The 16044-nt window shown below is 60.8% G+C and carries 13 protein-coding genes, 3 tRNA genes and 1 other annotated feature; of the genes, 10 read left to right on the forward strand and 6 right to left on the reverse strand.

Features of this window, described 5'->3' with window-relative positions; all coding sequences use genetic code 11:
* Positions 1 to 43 precede the first annotated feature (43 nt).
* Positions 44 to 664: a glutathione S-transferase family protein gene (locus ACYRGX_RS16735; RefSeq protein ID WP_473053579.1), complete on the reverse strand. Its 621-nt coding sequence runs from the start codon at positions 662 to 664 to the stop codon at positions 44 to 46.
* A gap of 188 nt (positions 665 to 852) precedes the next feature.
* Here ACYRGX_RS16735 and ACYRGX_RS16740 point away from each other — a divergent pair, with 188 nt between their 5' ends.
* Both ACYRGX_RS16740 and ACYRGX_RS16745 read left to right on the forward strand, forming a co-directional pair.
* Positions 853 to 3300 carry an acyl-CoA dehydrogenase gene (locus ACYRGX_RS16740; protein ID WP_473053580.1) on the forward strand — a complete coding sequence of 816 codons (2448 nt, stop codon included), beginning with the start codon at positions 853 to 855 and terminating at the stop codon, positions 3298 to 3300.
* A gap of 66 nt (positions 3301 to 3366) precedes the next feature.
* Positions 3367 to 3774, forward strand: coding sequence for a PA2817 family protein (locus tag ACYRGX_RS16745; RefSeq protein ID WP_473053581.1), 408 nt, complete (start codon positions 3367 to 3369; stop codon positions 3772 to 3774).
* 91 nt (positions 3775 to 3865) lie between these two features.
* Here ACYRGX_RS16745 and ACYRGX_RS16750 read toward each other — a convergent pair.
* The 3 genes from ACYRGX_RS16750 to ACYRGX_RS16760 all read right to left on the reverse strand — a co-directional run bounded on the left by ACYRGX_RS16750 (position 3866) and on the right by ACYRGX_RS16760 (position 4162).
* Positions 3866 to 3941 (reverse strand) — tRNA-Gly (locus ACYRGX_RS16750).
* 67 nt (positions 3942 to 4008) lie between these two features.
* Positions 4009 to 4084 (reverse strand) — tRNA-Gly (locus ACYRGX_RS16755).
* 2 nt (positions 4085 to 4086) lie between these two features.
* Positions 4087 to 4162 (reverse strand) — tRNA-Glu (locus ACYRGX_RS16760).
* A 243-nt stretch (positions 4163 to 4405) separates the two neighbouring features.
* Between ACYRGX_RS16760 and ACYRGX_RS16765 the strand changes: the two genes are divergently transcribed.
* From ACYRGX_RS16765 to ACYRGX_RS16785, 5 genes are all read left to right on the forward strand, one after another.
* Entirely contained in the window at positions 4406 to 5173 is a 768-nt protein-coding gene (locus ACYRGX_RS16765) for a hypothetical protein (protein ID WP_473053582.1), read from the forward strand.
* Positions 5174 to 5304: 131 nt separating this feature from the next.
* The gene (locus tag ACYRGX_RS16770) at positions 5305 to 5976 is read left to right on the forward strand and encodes a glutathione S-transferase family protein (protein ID WP_473053583.1); all 672 of its coding nucleotides are present in this window, start codon (positions 5305 to 5307) and stop codon (positions 5974 to 5976) included.
* 94 nt (positions 5977 to 6070) lie between these two features.
* On the forward strand, positions 6071 to 9781 hold the full coding sequence (metH, locus tag ACYRGX_RS16775) for a methionine synthase (RefSeq protein WP_473053584.1): 3711 nt from the start codon (positions 6071 to 6073) through the stop codon (positions 9779 to 9781).
* A 45-nt stretch (positions 9782 to 9826) separates the two neighbouring features.
* Complete coding sequence (pnuC, locus tag ACYRGX_RS16780; RefSeq protein WP_473053585.1) at positions 9827 to 10381, forward strand: nicotinamide riboside transporter PnuC; 555 nt, start codon at positions 9827 to 9829, stop codon at positions 10379 to 10381.
* Complete coding sequence (locus tag ACYRGX_RS16785; protein ID WP_473053586.1) at positions 10378 to 10905, forward strand: AAA family ATPase; 528 nt, start codon at positions 10378 to 10380, stop codon at positions 10903 to 10905. The genes pnuC and ACYRGX_RS16785 overlap by 4 nt, the downstream gene beginning before the upstream one ends.
* Before the next feature lie 406 nt (positions 10906 to 11311).
* Here ACYRGX_RS16785 and ACYRGX_RS16790 read toward each other — a convergent pair whose 3' ends face one another.
* Positions 11312 to 12274 (reverse strand): integron integrase, encoded by a 963-nt coding sequence (locus tag ACYRGX_RS16790; RefSeq protein ID WP_473053587.1) that lies wholly within the window; start codon positions 12272 to 12274, stop codon positions 11312 to 11314.
* Positions 12275 to 12439: 165 nt separating this feature from the next.
* On the opposite strand from ACYRGX_RS16790, the gene ACYRGX_RS16795 reads away from it, so the two are divergent.
* The 3 genes from ACYRGX_RS16795 (at position 12440) to ACYRGX_RS16805 (ending at position 14691) form a co-directional block, all read left to right on the forward strand.
* Positions 12440 to 12670 carry a hypothetical protein gene (locus ACYRGX_RS16795; protein WP_473053588.1) on the forward strand — a complete coding sequence of 77 codons (231 nt, stop codon included), beginning with the start codon at positions 12440 to 12442 and terminating at the stop codon, positions 12668 to 12670.
* Between the two features lie 743 nt (positions 12671 to 13413).
* Complete coding sequence (locus tag ACYRGX_RS16800; protein ID WP_473053589.1) at positions 13414 to 14103, forward strand: hypothetical protein; 690 nt, start codon at positions 13414 to 13416, stop codon at positions 14101 to 14103.
* Between the two features lie 78 nt (positions 14104 to 14181).
* Entirely contained in the window at positions 14182 to 14691 is a 510-nt protein-coding gene (locus ACYRGX_RS16805; protein ID WP_473053590.1) for a hypothetical protein, read from the forward strand.
* A 1-nt stretch (position 14692) separates the two neighbouring features.
* Here ACYRGX_RS16805 and ACYRGX_RS16810 read toward each other — a convergent pair.
* Positions 14693 to 15915, reverse strand: a protein-coding gene (locus ACYRGX_RS16810; protein ID WP_473053591.1) for an IS3 family transposase whose coding sequence is annotated in 2 segments (ribosomal slippage) — positions 14693 to 15630 and positions 15630 to 15915 — 1224 coding nt in all. Because the reading frame shifts where the segments join, the coding sequence is not laid out codon by codon here.
* Positions 15521 to 15637 (reverse strand) — a sequence feature (AL1L pseudoknot). (Overlaps the previous gene by 117 nt.)
* Positions 15916 to 16044 lie beyond the last annotated feature (129 nt).

Here is a 16044-nt window from a genome sequence, read left to right on the forward strand (position 1 = left end):
CCTGACCTGATCAGATGGGGACACCCGCCGCCGATTGCAAGCCTCAGGTCAAAGGGGTCGCCACGACCCGTGCATAACCCGGACGCGTCAGCAAACGCGCATACCAATCCTCGAGGCGCGGTAACGCGGGGCGCTCGATCGGCAAACCGAACCAACTGTGTAGAAAGCAGCCCAGCGGGATGTCGCCCATGCCGAAGGTCTCGCCGCTGAACCAGGGTTGGTTGGCCAGGGCGTCCTCGAGAATCGGCATCAATGCCTCGCAGGCGAACCGCGCAGACTCTATGGCCTGGAGATCACGTTCAGGCTCGGGCGTGCGCACCAATCCCCAGAACAGCGGCTTGAAGACGGGGAACAACGTCGAACTGCACCAATCCATCCAGCGATCAGCACTCGCCCTGACCTGAGGGTCGACAGGCCACAGCACCCCTGCCCCGTACTGCGCGGCCAGGTAGCGAACGATCGAATTGGACTCCCAGAGCACGAAATCGCCGTCTTCGAGCAAAGGCACCAAACCGTTGGGATTCAACCCACGATAGCGCGGCTCATTGACCACGCCAAAAGCCCCACCGGCGTCAACGCGACGATACTCAAGTCCCAGCTCTTCCGCGCACCAGAGCACTTTCTTGACGTTAGTGGAGTTGCTACGTCCCCAGATGGTCAGCATGACGCCCTTCCCGCTCAAGCCCATGAAGCCTTCTATTCTATTGATGAGTCCACTCTACCGCGAGCTACATACTCGACGAACTCCCTCAGGAGGGGGCGGTCACTATCCACGAAGCGGCGCGTTACGTAGGCGCTCTCGAATCTAGGTGCACCCGGACTACACGCGGGCACCATCACGGAGGATTTTGCATGTTACTTGCCTGGTTGATCGTCCTCGTCCTCGGCCTTGCCGTTCTCGCGCATCTGCGCGTCCCGGCCTGGCCGAGCATCGCTATCGTCGCGGTCTATTTGCTGGCCATGGGTGCCAGTGACGACGCCCCTGACTGGCTGATGGTGATCCTGTGGGTATTGTGGCTCGCCCCGGTAGTCGTACTGGCACTTCCCAGCCTACGCCGCCAGCGAGTCACCGGCCCACTGTTCGCCTGGTTCCGCAAGGTCTTGCCGCCCATGTCGAATACCGAGCGCGAAGCCATCGATGCCGGCACCGTTTGGTGGGACGGAGAACTCTTTTCCGGGAAGCCGGACTGGCAGCAACTGCTCGACTACCCCGCTCCGCGCCTGACCGAAGAAGAACAGGCCTTTATCGACGGGCCGACGGAAACGCTGTGCGCAATGGTCAGCGACTGGGACATCGGCCAACGCATGGACCTGCCTGCCGAGGCCTGGGACTACATAAAGGAGCAAGGCTTCTTCGCCTTGATCATCCCCAAGGAGTACGGAGGCAAGGGCTTCTCCGCCTACGCCCACTCCCAGGTTGTGATGAAGCTCGCGACACGCAGCGGTGACCTCGCCTCGACCGTGATGGTGCCCAACTCGCTCGGCCCCGCCGAACTACTGCTGCACTACGGCACCGACGAGCAGCGCCAGCAGTACCTGCCCAGCCTCGCCCGCGGCGAGGACATTCCCTGCTTCGCCCTCACCGGGCCTCACGCCGGCTCGGATGCCGGGGCGATGACCGACACCGGCATCATCTGCAAGGGCGAATGGGAAGGTCGCGAAGTGCTCGGCCTGCGCCTGACCTGGGAGAAGCGCTATATCACCCTGGGTCCGGTAGCCACCCTCCTCGGCCTCGCTTTCAAGACCTACGACCCGGAACACCTGCTCGGCGACGACGTCGACCTGGGTATCAGCCTGGCGCTGATTCCCACTCGTACTCCCGGCGTTGAGATCGGTCGGCGCCACGTTCCGCTCGGGGCAGCCTTCATGAACGGGCCGAACTCGGGCAAGGACGTCTTCGTGCCGCTCGAATTCATCATCGGCGGACAGGAAATGATCGGCAAAGGCTGGATGATGCTGATGAACTGCCTGTCCGTGGGCCGCTCCATCTCGTTGCCTGCGGTAGGCACCAGCGCCGCCAAGGCCACCAGCTACGTCTGCGGCCGTTATGCACAGGTGCGCGAGCAGTTCGGCGTACCGCTGACGGCCTTCGAGGGCATCCAGGAAGCCCTCGCGCAGATCGGCGGCAACGCCTGGCTGCTCGATGCCGGGCGTGTGCTGACGGCCAACGCAGTGGACCTGGGCGAAAAACCCTCGGTGCTCTCGGCAATCCTCAAGTATCACCTCACCGAGCGCGGACGTGCCTGTATTGCCCACGCCATGGACATCCACGGCGGCAAGGGCATCATCATGGGGCCCAATAACTATCTGGGACGCTCCTGGCAAGGTGCGCCGATCTTCATCACCGTCGAGGGGGCGAACATCCTCTCGCGCAACCTGATGATCTTCGGCCAGGGTGCCATCCGTTGCCATCCCTTCGTTCTCGAAGAGATGGCCCTCGCCCACGAGGAAGACCAGGACGCCGCACTGGCCAAGTTCGACAAGCTGCTGCTCAGCCATGTCGGCTTCGCCCTGGGCAACGCGGGCAGCACGCTGGTGCTCGGCCTCACCGGCGCACGCCTTGGCAAGGCGCCGGGGCGCGGCCTGGTGCGCAGCTACTTCCTTTCCCTGGACCGTCTGGCGGCTGCCTTCGCCATGCTCGCGGATCTTTCGATGATGCTGCTGGGAGGCGAACTGAAACGCCGTGAGCGACTTTCTGCTCGCCTCGGCGACGTGCTCAGCTACCTCTATCTCGGTTCGGCAGCACTCAAGCGCTACCACGATCTAGGCTACCCGGAAGACCAGGAAGTACTGCTGCGCTGGTCCCTGGAAGAATGCCTGGGCAAAGCGGAAGATGCCCTCCAGGAAATCCTGCGTAACTTCCCCAACCGCGTACTTGGCTGCCTGTTGCACCTCGTAGTATTCCCCCTCGGGCGCCGTCACAGCGGCCCGAGCGATGCACTGGATGCCGAGGTTGCGGCCCTGCTTTCACGTCCGCTGGAAGATCCGGCACTGCAGCAGTTGCTCGACGGCTGCTATCGCCCGAATGCCGAGGGCGACCCGGTTGCCGCACTGGAGACCGCCTATGCGCTCCTGGCCGGAACCAGCGACATCGCGAAGAAACTGCACAAGGCCATTCGCCACGGCCAATGCCAAGCGGCGCCCGGGCAGAATCCCATCGATGCCGGCCTCGCCTGCGGCGTATTGCAGGCGGACGAGGCCGAGCGCCTGCATGCTGCCGAGCGTGCCCGGCGCAAGGTGATCGACGTGGATGATTTCTCCAAGGAAGAGTTGCAGCTTGGAGAGGGCCGGATTCGCTAGCGGCGAGCAAACGACAACCCGGCGGCAGGTCTCTATACTGCCGCCCTCGCAACGAACGGACAGCTCATGAGCACGACCTATATCAACCACAACCTGGCACTCCTGGCTCATCTGCGCGGCATTCTCATCGCGCTTGGCGAGGCCGAGCAGGTTCCCGACGCCAGCCACGAAGCCTTTCTGGAGCGTTTTGACGAGCTTCTGAAGGCCATGCCCAACGTCCCCGAGGACCGCCACCTGGGACAGGAATTGATCTGCCAGGTCTTCCACCGCTATCCGCAGGTGGCCCACCTGGTGCCTCGCGACCTGCTGTGGTTTTTCGGCGGTGACTGCCTGCACTACATGCCCGATGATGAAATCGACATCTACCAGGCGCTGGACGAAAAGCGCCACGAAGCCGAAATCAGCGGCTCGGCCTTCGACTGGAACCTGGAGCGTCAATTGCTGACGCTTCCGGAAGAAGGCAGCAAGCACTGAAGACTGCGCGGGCCGGCACGTTCGGTCCGCTTAGAGAAAAATCGAACACAAACGAAAACGCCGCTCTTAGGAGCGGCGTTTTCGTTTAATTTGGAGCGGGAAACGAGACTCGAACTCGCGACCCCGACCTTGGCAAGGTCGTGCTCTACCAACTGAGCTATTCCCGCACGTCCTGGACGCCCGGCCTTTCGGCCTGACCGCGATCATCGGCGGACACTCGATGACGCGTGAAACTGGAGCGGGAAACGAGACTCGAACTCGCGACCCCGACCTTGGCAAGGTCGTGCTCTACCAACTGAGCTATTCCCGCAATGGCGTCCCCTAGGGGACTCGAACCCCTGTTACCGCCGTGAAAGGGCGGTGTCCTAGGCCACTAGACGAAGGGGACGCGGCCCGGAACTTACAACAGATTTTCCGGCTTCCGAGCATTTGGCAGCGGAAGTGGCGCGCATTCTAGGGAGCCCCGGGGAGGTCGTCAACCCTCCCGGAAAAAATATTTCAAATCAACGACTTCATTCCTTTATAGGTATCGCGCCGGACGGCGTGTGGAGACAGTCACACCGTCATGATGGTTTTTCCATTGCGCCTGGGGCACACTCGCATCTGCTCAGTACCCAGAAGACTCAGCGCCATGTCGCCAGTCGTGATCACAGTCCTAGTTGTCGGCGGAATCATCACCCTTCTGGTCATCGCCCTCTTCAACCAGATGTTGGAGAACGCGAAGATCGAGAAGGCGCGTTTGCGCGCCGAACTCAGCGACCGCATCAACAAGGTCGGAGACATCTCCGAGACCTTCCCGGGGCAGTACATGTCCCCTGAGCTGAAACTGCTGCTAGCGCACCTTGAACTCAAGCTGGTGCGGCAACTCATTCCGCTGGAAAAGCGCAATCAGGAACTGGTCGAGCGCAGCAAGCTGCTCGAACAGATGCTTGCCCAAGGCACGGAGCTGCCCGTCGCCAACCCACCGCTGCCGGTGACGAACGAAGCCCGTGCCAAGGACATGCGCGCCCATCTCGAAGGCCTCAACGCACAGTTGATTCGCGCGCGCGACGATGGGCAGTTGGCGCCGGCCGATGTCGTCCCCTGGCTGCAGATGCTGCGCCAATGGTTGGTACATGCACACCTGGACCTGTTCGACTATCTCGCACGCCAGCAACTGCAGCAAAAGCAGCCACGCCAGGCCAAGCTCGCCGTCGAGCGCGCCCTGCAGTACCTGCGCAAGCAGAAGGACGTAACACCCTACGCGGAGCGTCAACAACAATTCGCGCAGCGACTCGAGCAACTCGAGGAGCTGATACTCAACGAGCAGAACCAACCGCAGCCGGACGAAGCCAACGAACTGGCGGCGGGCCTCGAGGGCGAATCCGAGGAATGGAAGAAGCGCAGCCTTTACGACTGAGCCTCCCGGCCGCACCTACGCGACAACCTTGCCATTGATGGCGCGACTCCCAGCAGGTATGAAGTCCCTTCGCGCGAATGCCGCGACAGCGTCGTCCGGGCGAACCGAAAATAACAAAAGAGGACCAATCGATGAGCCTGACCGTCTACGGTGCCCCGCTCTCTCCCTTCGTACGCAAGCTGCGTGTCTGCCTTATAGAGAAGGGGCTCGAGCATGACCTCCAGATCGTCAACCCCGGCACCCACACCGAGGATTATCTGGAGTTGAGCCCGCTGGGCCGGATCCCAGCCCTGCGCGACGGCGATCTCACGCTGGCGGACTCCAGCGTCATCTGCCAATACCTCGAAGAGCAGTACGCCGAAACACCGGCCCTGTATGGCAGCACCGTGGAGCAGCGCGCGCGCATCCGCTGGCTGGAGAAGTACGCGGATTACGAACTGGCCCCGCTGTGCACCTTCACGGTCTTCCGCCAGCGCATCCTCTATCCGTTGATAGGTAAGCCCTGTGACGAAGAGGCCATCCAGCGCGCCCTGGAGGAGAAGCTTCCGCGGCATTTCGATTACCTGGAGAAGACCCTGGAGGGCTGCGGCTACTTCGTCGACTGTGCGCCGAGCATGGCCGACCTGGCCTTCGCGACCCAACTGGTGAACATGCGCCATGGCGGAGAATCCCTCGATGTACGCCGCTGGCCTGGGCTGTCCGCGCTGTTCGAACGCATCCTGGCCCGCGCCAGCCTGCAGAGCATCCTTCCGGACGAAGCACGCATGCTGGAAAAGCTGAAGGCAAAAGCCGCAGCAAACTGAGCAGAATTCATGCACACCGTTGCGACGGGCCGCGGGCGCCAGGCTTTGCTATCATCGCGCCCCGTTTTTCGTCCACGTCGCCCGGTACCCCCGCATGTCCGATCGAGCCAGCCGCCTCGCCGCCCTCCAGCACGCCCTCAAGGAACGCATCCTGATCCTCGATGGTGGCATGGGCACCATGATCCAGAGCTACAAGCTCCAGGAAGAGGACTACCGTGGCGAGCGCTTCGCCGACTGGCCGAGTGACGTCAAGGGCAACAACGACCTGCTGCTGCTGACCCAGCCGAAGATCATCGCCGAGATCGAGAAGGGCTACCTGGATGCCGGCGCCGACATCCTCGAGACCAACACCTTCAACGCCACCCAGGTGTCCCAGGCCGACTACGGCATGGAAGCGCTGGTCTATGAACTCAACGTCGCCGGCGCCCGCGTCGCCCGTGAAGTGGCCGATGCCAAGACCCTGGAAACCCCGGACCGCCCGCGCTTCGTCGCCGGCGTCCTCGGCCCGACCAGCCGCACCTGCTCGATCTCCCCGGACGTCAACGACCCCGGCTACCGCAACGTCACCTTCGACGAACTGGTGGAGAACTACACCGAGGCCACCCGTGGCCTGATCGAGGGCGGCGCCGACCTGATCCTGATCGAGACCATCTTCGACACCCTCAACGCCAAGGCGGCGATCTTCGCCGTGCAGCAGGTGTTCGAGGAAGACAGCGTCGAACTGCCGATCATGATCTCCGGCACCATCACCGACGCCTCCGGCCGCACCCTCTCCGGGCAGACCACCGAAGCCTTCTGGAACTCGGTGCGCCACGCCAAGCCGATTTCCGTCGGCCTGAACTGCGCCCTGGGCGCCAAGGAGCTGCGTCCGTACCTCGCGGAGCTGTCGGCCAAGGCCGACACCCAGGTGTCCGCGCACCCCAACGCCGGCCTGCCGAACGCCTTCGGCGAGTACGACGAAACGCCGGACCAGATGGCTGAAGTCATCGAAGAGTTCGCCGCCAGCGGCCTGCTCAACATCATCGGCGGCTGCTGCGGCACCACCCCGGCGCACATCCAGGCGATCGCCCAGGCCGTGGCCAAGTACGCGCCGCGCGTCGTCCCGGACATCCCCAAGGCCTGCCGCCTGTCGGGCCTGGAGCCGTTCACCATCGACCGCAGCTCGCTGTTCGTGAACGTCGGTGAACGCACCAACATCACCGGCTCGGCCAAGTTCGCCCGGCTGATCCGCGAAGAGAACTACACCGAAGCGCTGGAAGTCGCCCTGCAGCAGGTGGAAGCCGGCGCCCAGGTCATCGACATCAACATGGACGAAGGGATGCTCGACTCCCAGGCCGCCATGGTGAAGTTCCTCAACCTGATTGCCGGCGAGCCGGACATCTCCCGCGTCCCGATCATGATCGACTCCTCCAAGTGGGAAGTCATCGAAGCGGGCCTGAAATGCATTCAGGGCAAGGGCATCGTCAACTCGATCTCCATGAAGGAAGGCGTCGAGGCGTTCAAGCATCACGCCAACCTGTGCAAGCGCTACGGCGCCGCCGTGGTGGTGATGGCCTTCGACGAGGTCGGTCAGGCCGACACCGCCGCGCGGAAACGCGAGATCTGCCAGCGCAGCTACGACATTCTGGTGAATGAAGTCGGCTTCGCCCCCGAAGACATCATCTTCGACCCGAACATCTTCGCCGTCGCCACCGGCATCGAGGAACACAACAACTACGCGGTGGACTTCATCGAGGCCTGCGCCTACATCCGCGACCACCTGCCCTACGCACTGAGCTCGGGCGGCGTGTCCAACGTGTCCTTCTCGTTCCGCGGCAACAACCCGGTGCGCGAGGCGATCCACTCGGTCTTCCTCTACCACGCGATCAAGAACGGCCTGAGCATGGGCATCGTCAACGCCGGCCAGCTGGAGATCTACGACGAGATACCCGCCGAGCTGCGCGAGAAGGTCGAAGACGTGGTGCTCAACCGCAACCCGGACGCCACCGAAGCGTTGCTGGCCATCGCCGAAAACTACCGCGGCGGCGGCGCGGCCAAGGAAGTGGAAAACGAAGAATGGCGCGCGCTGCCGGTGGCCAAGCGCCTCGAACACGCGCTGGTGAAAGGCATCACCGCCTTCATCGTCGAAGACACCGAGGAATGCCGCCAGCAGTGCGCGCGGCCCATCGAAGTCATCGAAGGCCCGCTGATGAGCGGCATGAACATCGTTGGCGACCTGTTCGGCTCGGGCAAGATGTTCCTCCCGCAGGTGGTCAAGTCCGCCCGCGTGATGAAGCAGGCGGTCGCCCACCTGATCCCCTTCATCGAAGCGGAAAAAGGCGACAAGCCCGAAGCCAAGGGCAAGATCCTCATGGCCACGGTGAAAGGCGATGTCCACGACATCGGCAAGAACATCGTCGGCGTGGTGCTCGGCTGTAACGGCTACGACATCGTCGACCTCGGCGTGATGGTGCCGGCCGAGAAGATCCTGCAGACCGCCATCGCCGAGAAGTGCGACATCATCGGCCTGTCCGGGCTGATCACCCCATCGCTCGACGAAATGGTCCACCTCGCCAAGGAAATGCAGCGCCAGGACTTCCACCTGCCGCTGATGATCGGCGGCGCCACCACCTCCAAGGCGCACACCGCGGTGAAGATCGAGCCGCAGTACCGCAACGACGCCGTGGTCTACGTCACCGACGCCTCACGCGCCGTCGGCGTGGCCACCAGCCTGCTGTCCAAGGAGCTCAAGGCCGACTTCGTCGCCCGCACCCGCGAAGACTACGCGGTGGTCCGCGAGCGCACCGCCAACCGCAGTGCGCGCACCGAGCGCCTGCCCTACGCCCAGGCGGTGGCGAACAAGCCGTCCTTCGACTGGAGCGACTACCAGGCGCCCGCGCCCAGCTTCACCGGCGTGCGCGTGCTGGATGACATCGACCTTGCGACCCTCGCCGAATACATCGACTGGACGCCCTTCTTCATCTCCTGGGACCTGGCCGGCAAGTACCCGCGCATCCTCACCGACGAAGTGGTCGGCGAAGCCGCCACCGCGCTGTTCAACGACGCCCAGGCGATGCTCAAGAAGCTGATCGACGAGAAGCTGATCGGCGCCAAAGCCGTGGTCGGCTTCTGGCCGGCCAACCAGGTCAACGACGACGACCTGCAGGTCTACGGCGAAGACGGCCAGCCGCTGGCCACCCTGCACCACCTGCGCCAACAGACCATCAAGCCCGACGGCAAGCCGAACCTGTCCCTGGCCGACTTCGTCGCACCGAAGGACAGCGGCGTGCGCGACTACGTCGGCGGCTTCATCACCACCGCCGGCATCGGCGCCGAGGAGCTGGCCAAGGCCTACGAGGCCAAGGGCGACGACTACAACGCGATCATGGTCAAGGCCCTCGCCGACCGCCTCGCCGAAGCCTGCGCCGAGTGGCTGCACGAGCGCGTGCGCAAGGAACTGTGGGGTTACGCGGCGGACGAGACGCTGGACAACGAAGCGCTGATCCGCGAGCAGTACAAGGGCATCCGCCCGGCGCCGGGCTACCCGGCCTGCCCGGATCACACCGAGAAGGCCACCCTGTTCAAGCTGCTCGACCCCGAGGCCGAGTTCCACAAGCCCGGCCAGAGCGGCGTGTTCCTCACCGAGCACTACGCGATGTTCCCGGCCGCGGCGGTCTCCGGCTGGTACTTCGCCCACCCCGAAGCGCAGTACTTCGCCGTCGGCAAGATCGACCGCGACCAGGTGGAGAGCTACACCGCCCGCAAGGGCCAGGAACAGGCCGTCACCGAACGCTGGCTGGCACCCAACCTGGGCTACGACGCCTGACCCACGGGCGGGCGCCGCGCGCCCGCCCGCTCCCCCGGAGCTTCCATGACCCCGCTCGAAATCGTCGCCGCCGCGCTCGGCGTCGTCTCCGTCTGGCTTACCGTGCGCCAGAACCCGCTGTGCTGGCCGGTCGGGCTGGTCATGGTGCTGCTCTACGCCTGGTTCTTCGCTGGCGCCCACCTCTACTCGCTGGTGCTGCTGCACGCGGTGTTCGCCGCCATGCAGATCTACGGCTGGTGGCAATGGCGCCAGGGCCTGGATGAGAGCGGCCAGCGCCCGGTGAGCAGCACCAGCCTGCTTGAAGTCGGCCTCGGCCTCCCGCTAGCCGCCGTCATCGGCGTCGCACTCGGCGCCGCCATGGGCCACTTCACCGACGCCGCCTATCCCTGGATCGACGCGCAGCTCACCGCCTTCAGCCTGCTCGCGCAGTTGTGGATGGCCCTCAAGCGCTGGCAGTGCTGGCTGCTGTGGATCGTCATCGACGTGCTCTACACCGCGTTCTTCGCCTTCCAGGGCTTTGCCTTGACCGCCGCGCTCTACGCCGTGTTCACCGTGCTGGCAGTGCTCGGCCTGCGCGAATGGCGCGCCGCCCGCGCATGAAAGTGGTGGTGCTCACCGGCCCCGAATCCGCCGGCAAAACCTGGCTCGCCGAGCGTCTGCAACAGCGCTTTGGCGGCGTCATCGTCGGCGAATACGTGCGCCACTTCATCGACCAGGAGCAGCGTGACACCTGCTACGCCGACATTCCCGCCATCGCCCGCGGCCAACTCGCCTGGGAAGACGCCGCCCGCGCCACCCAACCCGAGCTGCTGATCCTCGACACCCACCTGCTCAGCAACATCCTCTGGAGCCGCACCCTGTTCGGCGACAGCCCCGCCTGGCTGGACGACGAACTGCGCGCCCGCCACTACGACCTGCAGTTGCTGCTCTCCCCCGAAGGCGTCGAATGGCAGGCCGACGGCCAACGCTGCCAACCCGACCTCGCCGACCGCCAGGTCTTCCACGCCGCCTGCCGCCAATGGCTGCAACACCACGCCACGCACTGGCAGAACATCGAAGGCGACTGGGACAACCGCGAACGCCAGGCCCTGGAAGCCGTCGCGCAGTTGCTCGAACAGCGCTGATCCACTGCGTCGAGATACCGCCTTGTCCTTCGAGGCTCGCGACAGGATGGAGCGGCACGCCTAGTCGACGCGCTCCTCATTCAACTTGCCGGCCGCATTTCCATTGATGTACGGCACCGCCCCTATCCCGCAGCGCAGTGGAAGATCGACCGCAATCTGGCTCGCCAATGAGGCGACAGCAAAAGTCCTGCATCACCGGGCTACGGAACATCGTCTTGGAGTAACGGATTCAGTGGCAAACGCTCCGCGCCATTCCCACTCGCAAAGAAGCGCCATGAAGCCAACGAAAATGGCCAGTTGCCTTCCCTTTATCCTGCCCGCTGGATTAATCTCCTTCGCAACAGGAAAGACAAAGGCGAACACGGACGTGCCTTCCCTCCTCTCCACCCCACCCGGTCGATCTGCGTCAGCGATCCAGCGGGCTGCGCACCGCGTAGCCACCGCGATTGAGTACATGCGTGTAAATCATCGTCGTCTTCACGTCGGCGTGGCCAAGCAGCTCTTGCACGGTGCGAATATCCTGGCCGCCTTCCAGCAGATGGGTCGCGAAGCAGTGCCTCAACGTATGCGGCGTGGCGGGCTTGTCGATCGAAGCCTCCGCTACCGCCCGCTTGAACGCCCGCTGCACTCGCTTTTCATCCAGATGATGGCGGCGACTGACCCCGGAACGGGGATCGATGGACAGCCCCGCCGCGGGAAACACGTACTGCCAGCCCCACTCCCGGGGCGCATTGGGATACTTGCGGGCCAACGCGAACGGCAGGTACACCTCCCCCAGGCCTTGAGCCAGATCCGCACGATGCCTCGCACGCACCTGCTCCAGATGCAACTGCAGGTGCGAAACCAGACTATCGGGCAGCAGGGTGACGCGGTCCTTCATACCCTTGCCGTCCCTGACCAGGATTTCCCTACGGGCAAAATCCACATCCTTGACCCGCAGGCGAACCGCTTCCATCAACCGCAACCCCGAGCCATAGAGCAGGTTCGCCACCAGTGCGATCTCGCCATCGAAACAACCCAGCAAGCGCCGAGTTTCCTCCACGGACAAAACGACCGGCAAGCGCTCCGGCCTTTTCGCCCGCACCACGTCGTCCAACCAAGGCAAAGGCATTCTCAGCACCTGCTTGTACAGGAACAACAGCCCTGCCAGCGCCTGGTTCTGTGTGGAAGCCGAAACGCTTTGCGACACAGCCAAATGGGAAAGAAACTGCTCGACCTCAGAGGCGCCCATCTCTTCGGGATGGCGCATCCGGTGAAAACGAATGAACGCCCGAACCCAATAGACGTAAGCGGCTTCGGTGCGAATGGAATAATGACGAATACGGATCTGCTCACGAAGCCGATCCAGCAATCTGGGCTTGCCGTCCATGGTGCATAACACTCCTTGTACCGGGGAGATAACCTCCCAAAGCCTAGCGGGGCGTGGGTTCGCATGGAATCGGCAAGGGAATGTTACACACCATTTGGTGCGTTTGTTCACACCAGATGGTGTCGAATAGTAGTTAGGCAATTCACTCCACAAGGAAAATCAATCATGAGTGACTGGGAAGATATGTGCGGCTGGCTGGGCATTTCCAACGACGAGTTTGCTGCCGACAAAGTTATCAACCTTAACTCACGCACCAATACCGAAGTTCTCGGTTGGAAACGTCATGTGCAGAAGAATACTTTTGACAACTTTCAAGATGCAATTGCCTGGGCAAAAGAAAACCCTGGCAAAGCAATAAAAAGAGCTCCCGCAGGAAACGGCTTTATTGAGACCTAGAAAGACAGAAAACACGCAAGCAGACTTATGATCCTAGTCCCACTTAGACAAGATCAAACTTATTACTAACAAAGACCCTAAAAAGCCAAGGAATCACACATGAGCAATGTTTATAATTTCCACCTAAGAATATACGCACTGAAATTAGAGGTGAACATATTTCCGAGGCTGCGCGTAATTTAATCCGCGAAATACTGGTAGATTTAAAAGAACACAACCCAAACTCTTGGGACAAGAATTTTTGCGAAGACATGTTGGTTCACAGAAGGAAAATCTCTAAAAAACAAAGCGAACACTTGGAAAGGGTACTTGACGATGCTCTGCTAAAAATCGAATACCTGGGAAAAAGGGGACAGATTTATTTTTGGGGCTGTGCTTGGCCTGAATAAATAAATCTGTCCCCTTTTCCCTAAGGAGCTGGAACAAAAGGAGTCATATTTATACCATCAACACTGGCGGGTCAGAGATAGAGATTTGGGATTTAATACAGATAAACCGAGTAAAGAAGATCCAGATATCAACGAGCTGAATTCGGGTATAGTTTATGAACGCCGGTATGGTATGAGTTGGGTGTCAGGTTTTGGTGAGTCATGGGACGATGTGCCAACAGACACATAACAATCGGCTGCACCGGACAAATTTCCGCTGGCACCTTTTCCGCACAGCTACGCTGGCAAAAAAGTTGCCAGCTCCAATTTGCTCGGTGAGCCGGGCGTTAGGTCTCACATTCTGCGAGCTTCCAAATGGACCACAAGATTCAGCCCGATCGCATAACAAAGCCAATTCAGTTGCTTGGAGCATGGCTGGCGGGTCTCCTTGCAATTGACTCCTGCTTTCTAATTGCGGCGGCAAGGTTGCCTGTCGCCTCATGGGAGGCCCAGGCGCTGACTGTCGCTGCAATCGCAAACGTTCCGCTATTTCTTCTCGCAGTTTTTCTACTGCAAACGAAGTTTCGTCCAGAGCTTCAAGAGGATCTTTACTACTCTTCGTATATAAGCCAGAAGACCAACTCCCCGGTTCCGGTTTCGAAAGAGGATGCAGCTACCATTGCACTTCAGCAACGCCTAGAGCGAATCGAGTCAAAAATCCCATCTGCCGCCGGCCAGCAGGTTAACGTTGATTCCGCAGACCTCCAGAACCTGAAGTTTGGAATCAATTTCCACCTGAAAGACAAAGACCTGATAGCCAAGCGGCTTGGGCAGTCTGGGATAGTGAGCTATTCCACATTTGGTGCAGATGAACCTCCAAGGGCACGCAATGTAGGTCTTTCGTACGGAATACCCGGTGACGTTCAGCGTAGTGTCTTACGACTAGCGGCTGAACTCGGGTTCAATTCCTTCAACTACATTGAACCGTTCGAAGAAATAAATGAAAACGTACTATTTGGTTCTTACGGAACGGGCGAATATGAACTCACTCCAGTTGAGACCTAACCTCTCATTCCACCGGACATGCGCGAAAAGCAGCGCAGGCCGGTGAATTCAAACGTTATACCTAAAGCAGGCAGCCTCATGAACGTCGAGTTTAACTTGCTATCCAATGCAGCTGACTCTATCGAGAGCGCAATTGAATTAATTGCCTGGGGTAACGAAAAGGTTGAAGCCAGCAGGCTTAAACAATCTGCCCAGTCAATAGCCCACGGCATTGAGTTGCTACTCAAAGAGCGCCTGCGGCGAGTACACCCAGCGCTTTTATGGGAAAATGTTGACAAGTATCCGAGCCTAAACGCTAGAACTGTCAATTCTGAAGGAGCTCTAACTCGTCTCATTAATATTGCAGGTCTGAGCTTCCCCAAAGAAGATATTGAGCTAATTCGCTCTCTTAGAGCGACCCGCAATGCTATAGAGCATTATTCATGGAAAACTACAAAAAATGAGGCAAACCGCATTGTAGGGCAGGCACTAGCTTTTGCCTTAGACTTCAGCAGCAAGCAACTGAAACACTCATTTTTTGGCTACCATAATCGCAAGGACGACACATTCGTGAACCGCCCCGGCTTTTGTGGAGGCCGTTTCGTTTAAGTCAGGCCGCCATGGCCTGACTTGCTTGTTGCTGGTGGAAGTTTGCCTCAGCCTCCGCGGGCGGGATATATCCGATTGAGCTCAGCAGGCGTTGGTGGTTGTACCAGTGCACCCATTTCAAAGTCGCCATCTCAACAGCTTCGCGGCTCTTCCATGATTGACGGTAAATCAGCTCGGCCTTGTACAGCCCGTTGATGGTTTCGGCCAAGGCGTTGTCGTAGCTATCGCCCTTGCTGCCAACTGAGGGCTCAATGCCGGCCTCTGCCAGCCGCTCGGTGTAGCGAATAGAGACGTACTGGCTGCCACGGTCGCTATGATGGATCAGGCTCCCCGTGCGATGTGGCTGGCGGGCATACAGGGCTTGCTCCAGGGCATCCAGTACGAAGTCGGTCTTCATGCTGGTACTGACTCGCCAGCCGACGATGCGCCGCGCAAAGACATCAATCACGAAGGCCACATACAGCCAGCCCTGCCAGGTCGAGACATACGTGAAGTCCGACACCCACAGCTGATTTGGGCGGTCGGCATGGAACTGGCGTTGCACACGATCCAGCGGGCAGAGCGACTTGTCGCCGGCCACCGTTGTGCGCAGGATCTGGCCGCGCCTTATGCCCTGTAATCCAGCCAGACGCATCAATCGCTCTACCGTGCATCTGGCAGCCTCGATGCCTTCTCGCCGCAGCTGCTTCCAGACCTTCACCACGCCATAGCACTGCATGTTGTCGTCCCATACGCGCTGGATTTCCAAGATCAATGCGTCATCGCGTCGAGCACGGCAGCAGCGCAGTGCCGGGTTGCGCTGCTGCGCCGCATGCTTGCGGTAACCGGACGGGGCGATCCGCAAGACACGGCAGATCGACTCGACCCCGAGACGGTCACGATGCTGATCGACAAAGGCCCTCAGGACTTGGTGCGGCGGTCGAGCTCCGCCTGGGCAAAATACGCACTGGCCAGGCGCAGAATCTCGTTGGCTTTTCGCAGCTCGCGATTTTCGCGCTCCAGGGCTTTGATGCGTTCACGCTCTTCAGTGGTCGGCCCAGGACGTTGGCCGGCGTCGGTCTGATGGCGACGAATCCAGCCATGCAGGGTTTGTGCGGCGCAGCCAATCTTCGGCGCTATGGCTTCAATGGCAGCCCACTCGGAGGGGTAGTCGTTCAGGTGCTCCAGAACCATGCGTACGGCACGTTCACGGACTTCAGGGGAGTAGGTCGTGGTCTTTCTCATGGCCTCATCTTCTCAAGAGTTGAGGCCTCCACGAAACCCAGGGCAGTTCATTCGACACATTACTTTCAAGCAATAGTGCCTTTGCCACGGCTATCAGAGAGCGTGAAGAATTTAACTTTTCCGAAAACG

Source organism: Pseudomonas sp. R4-15 (assembly GCF_055768815.1).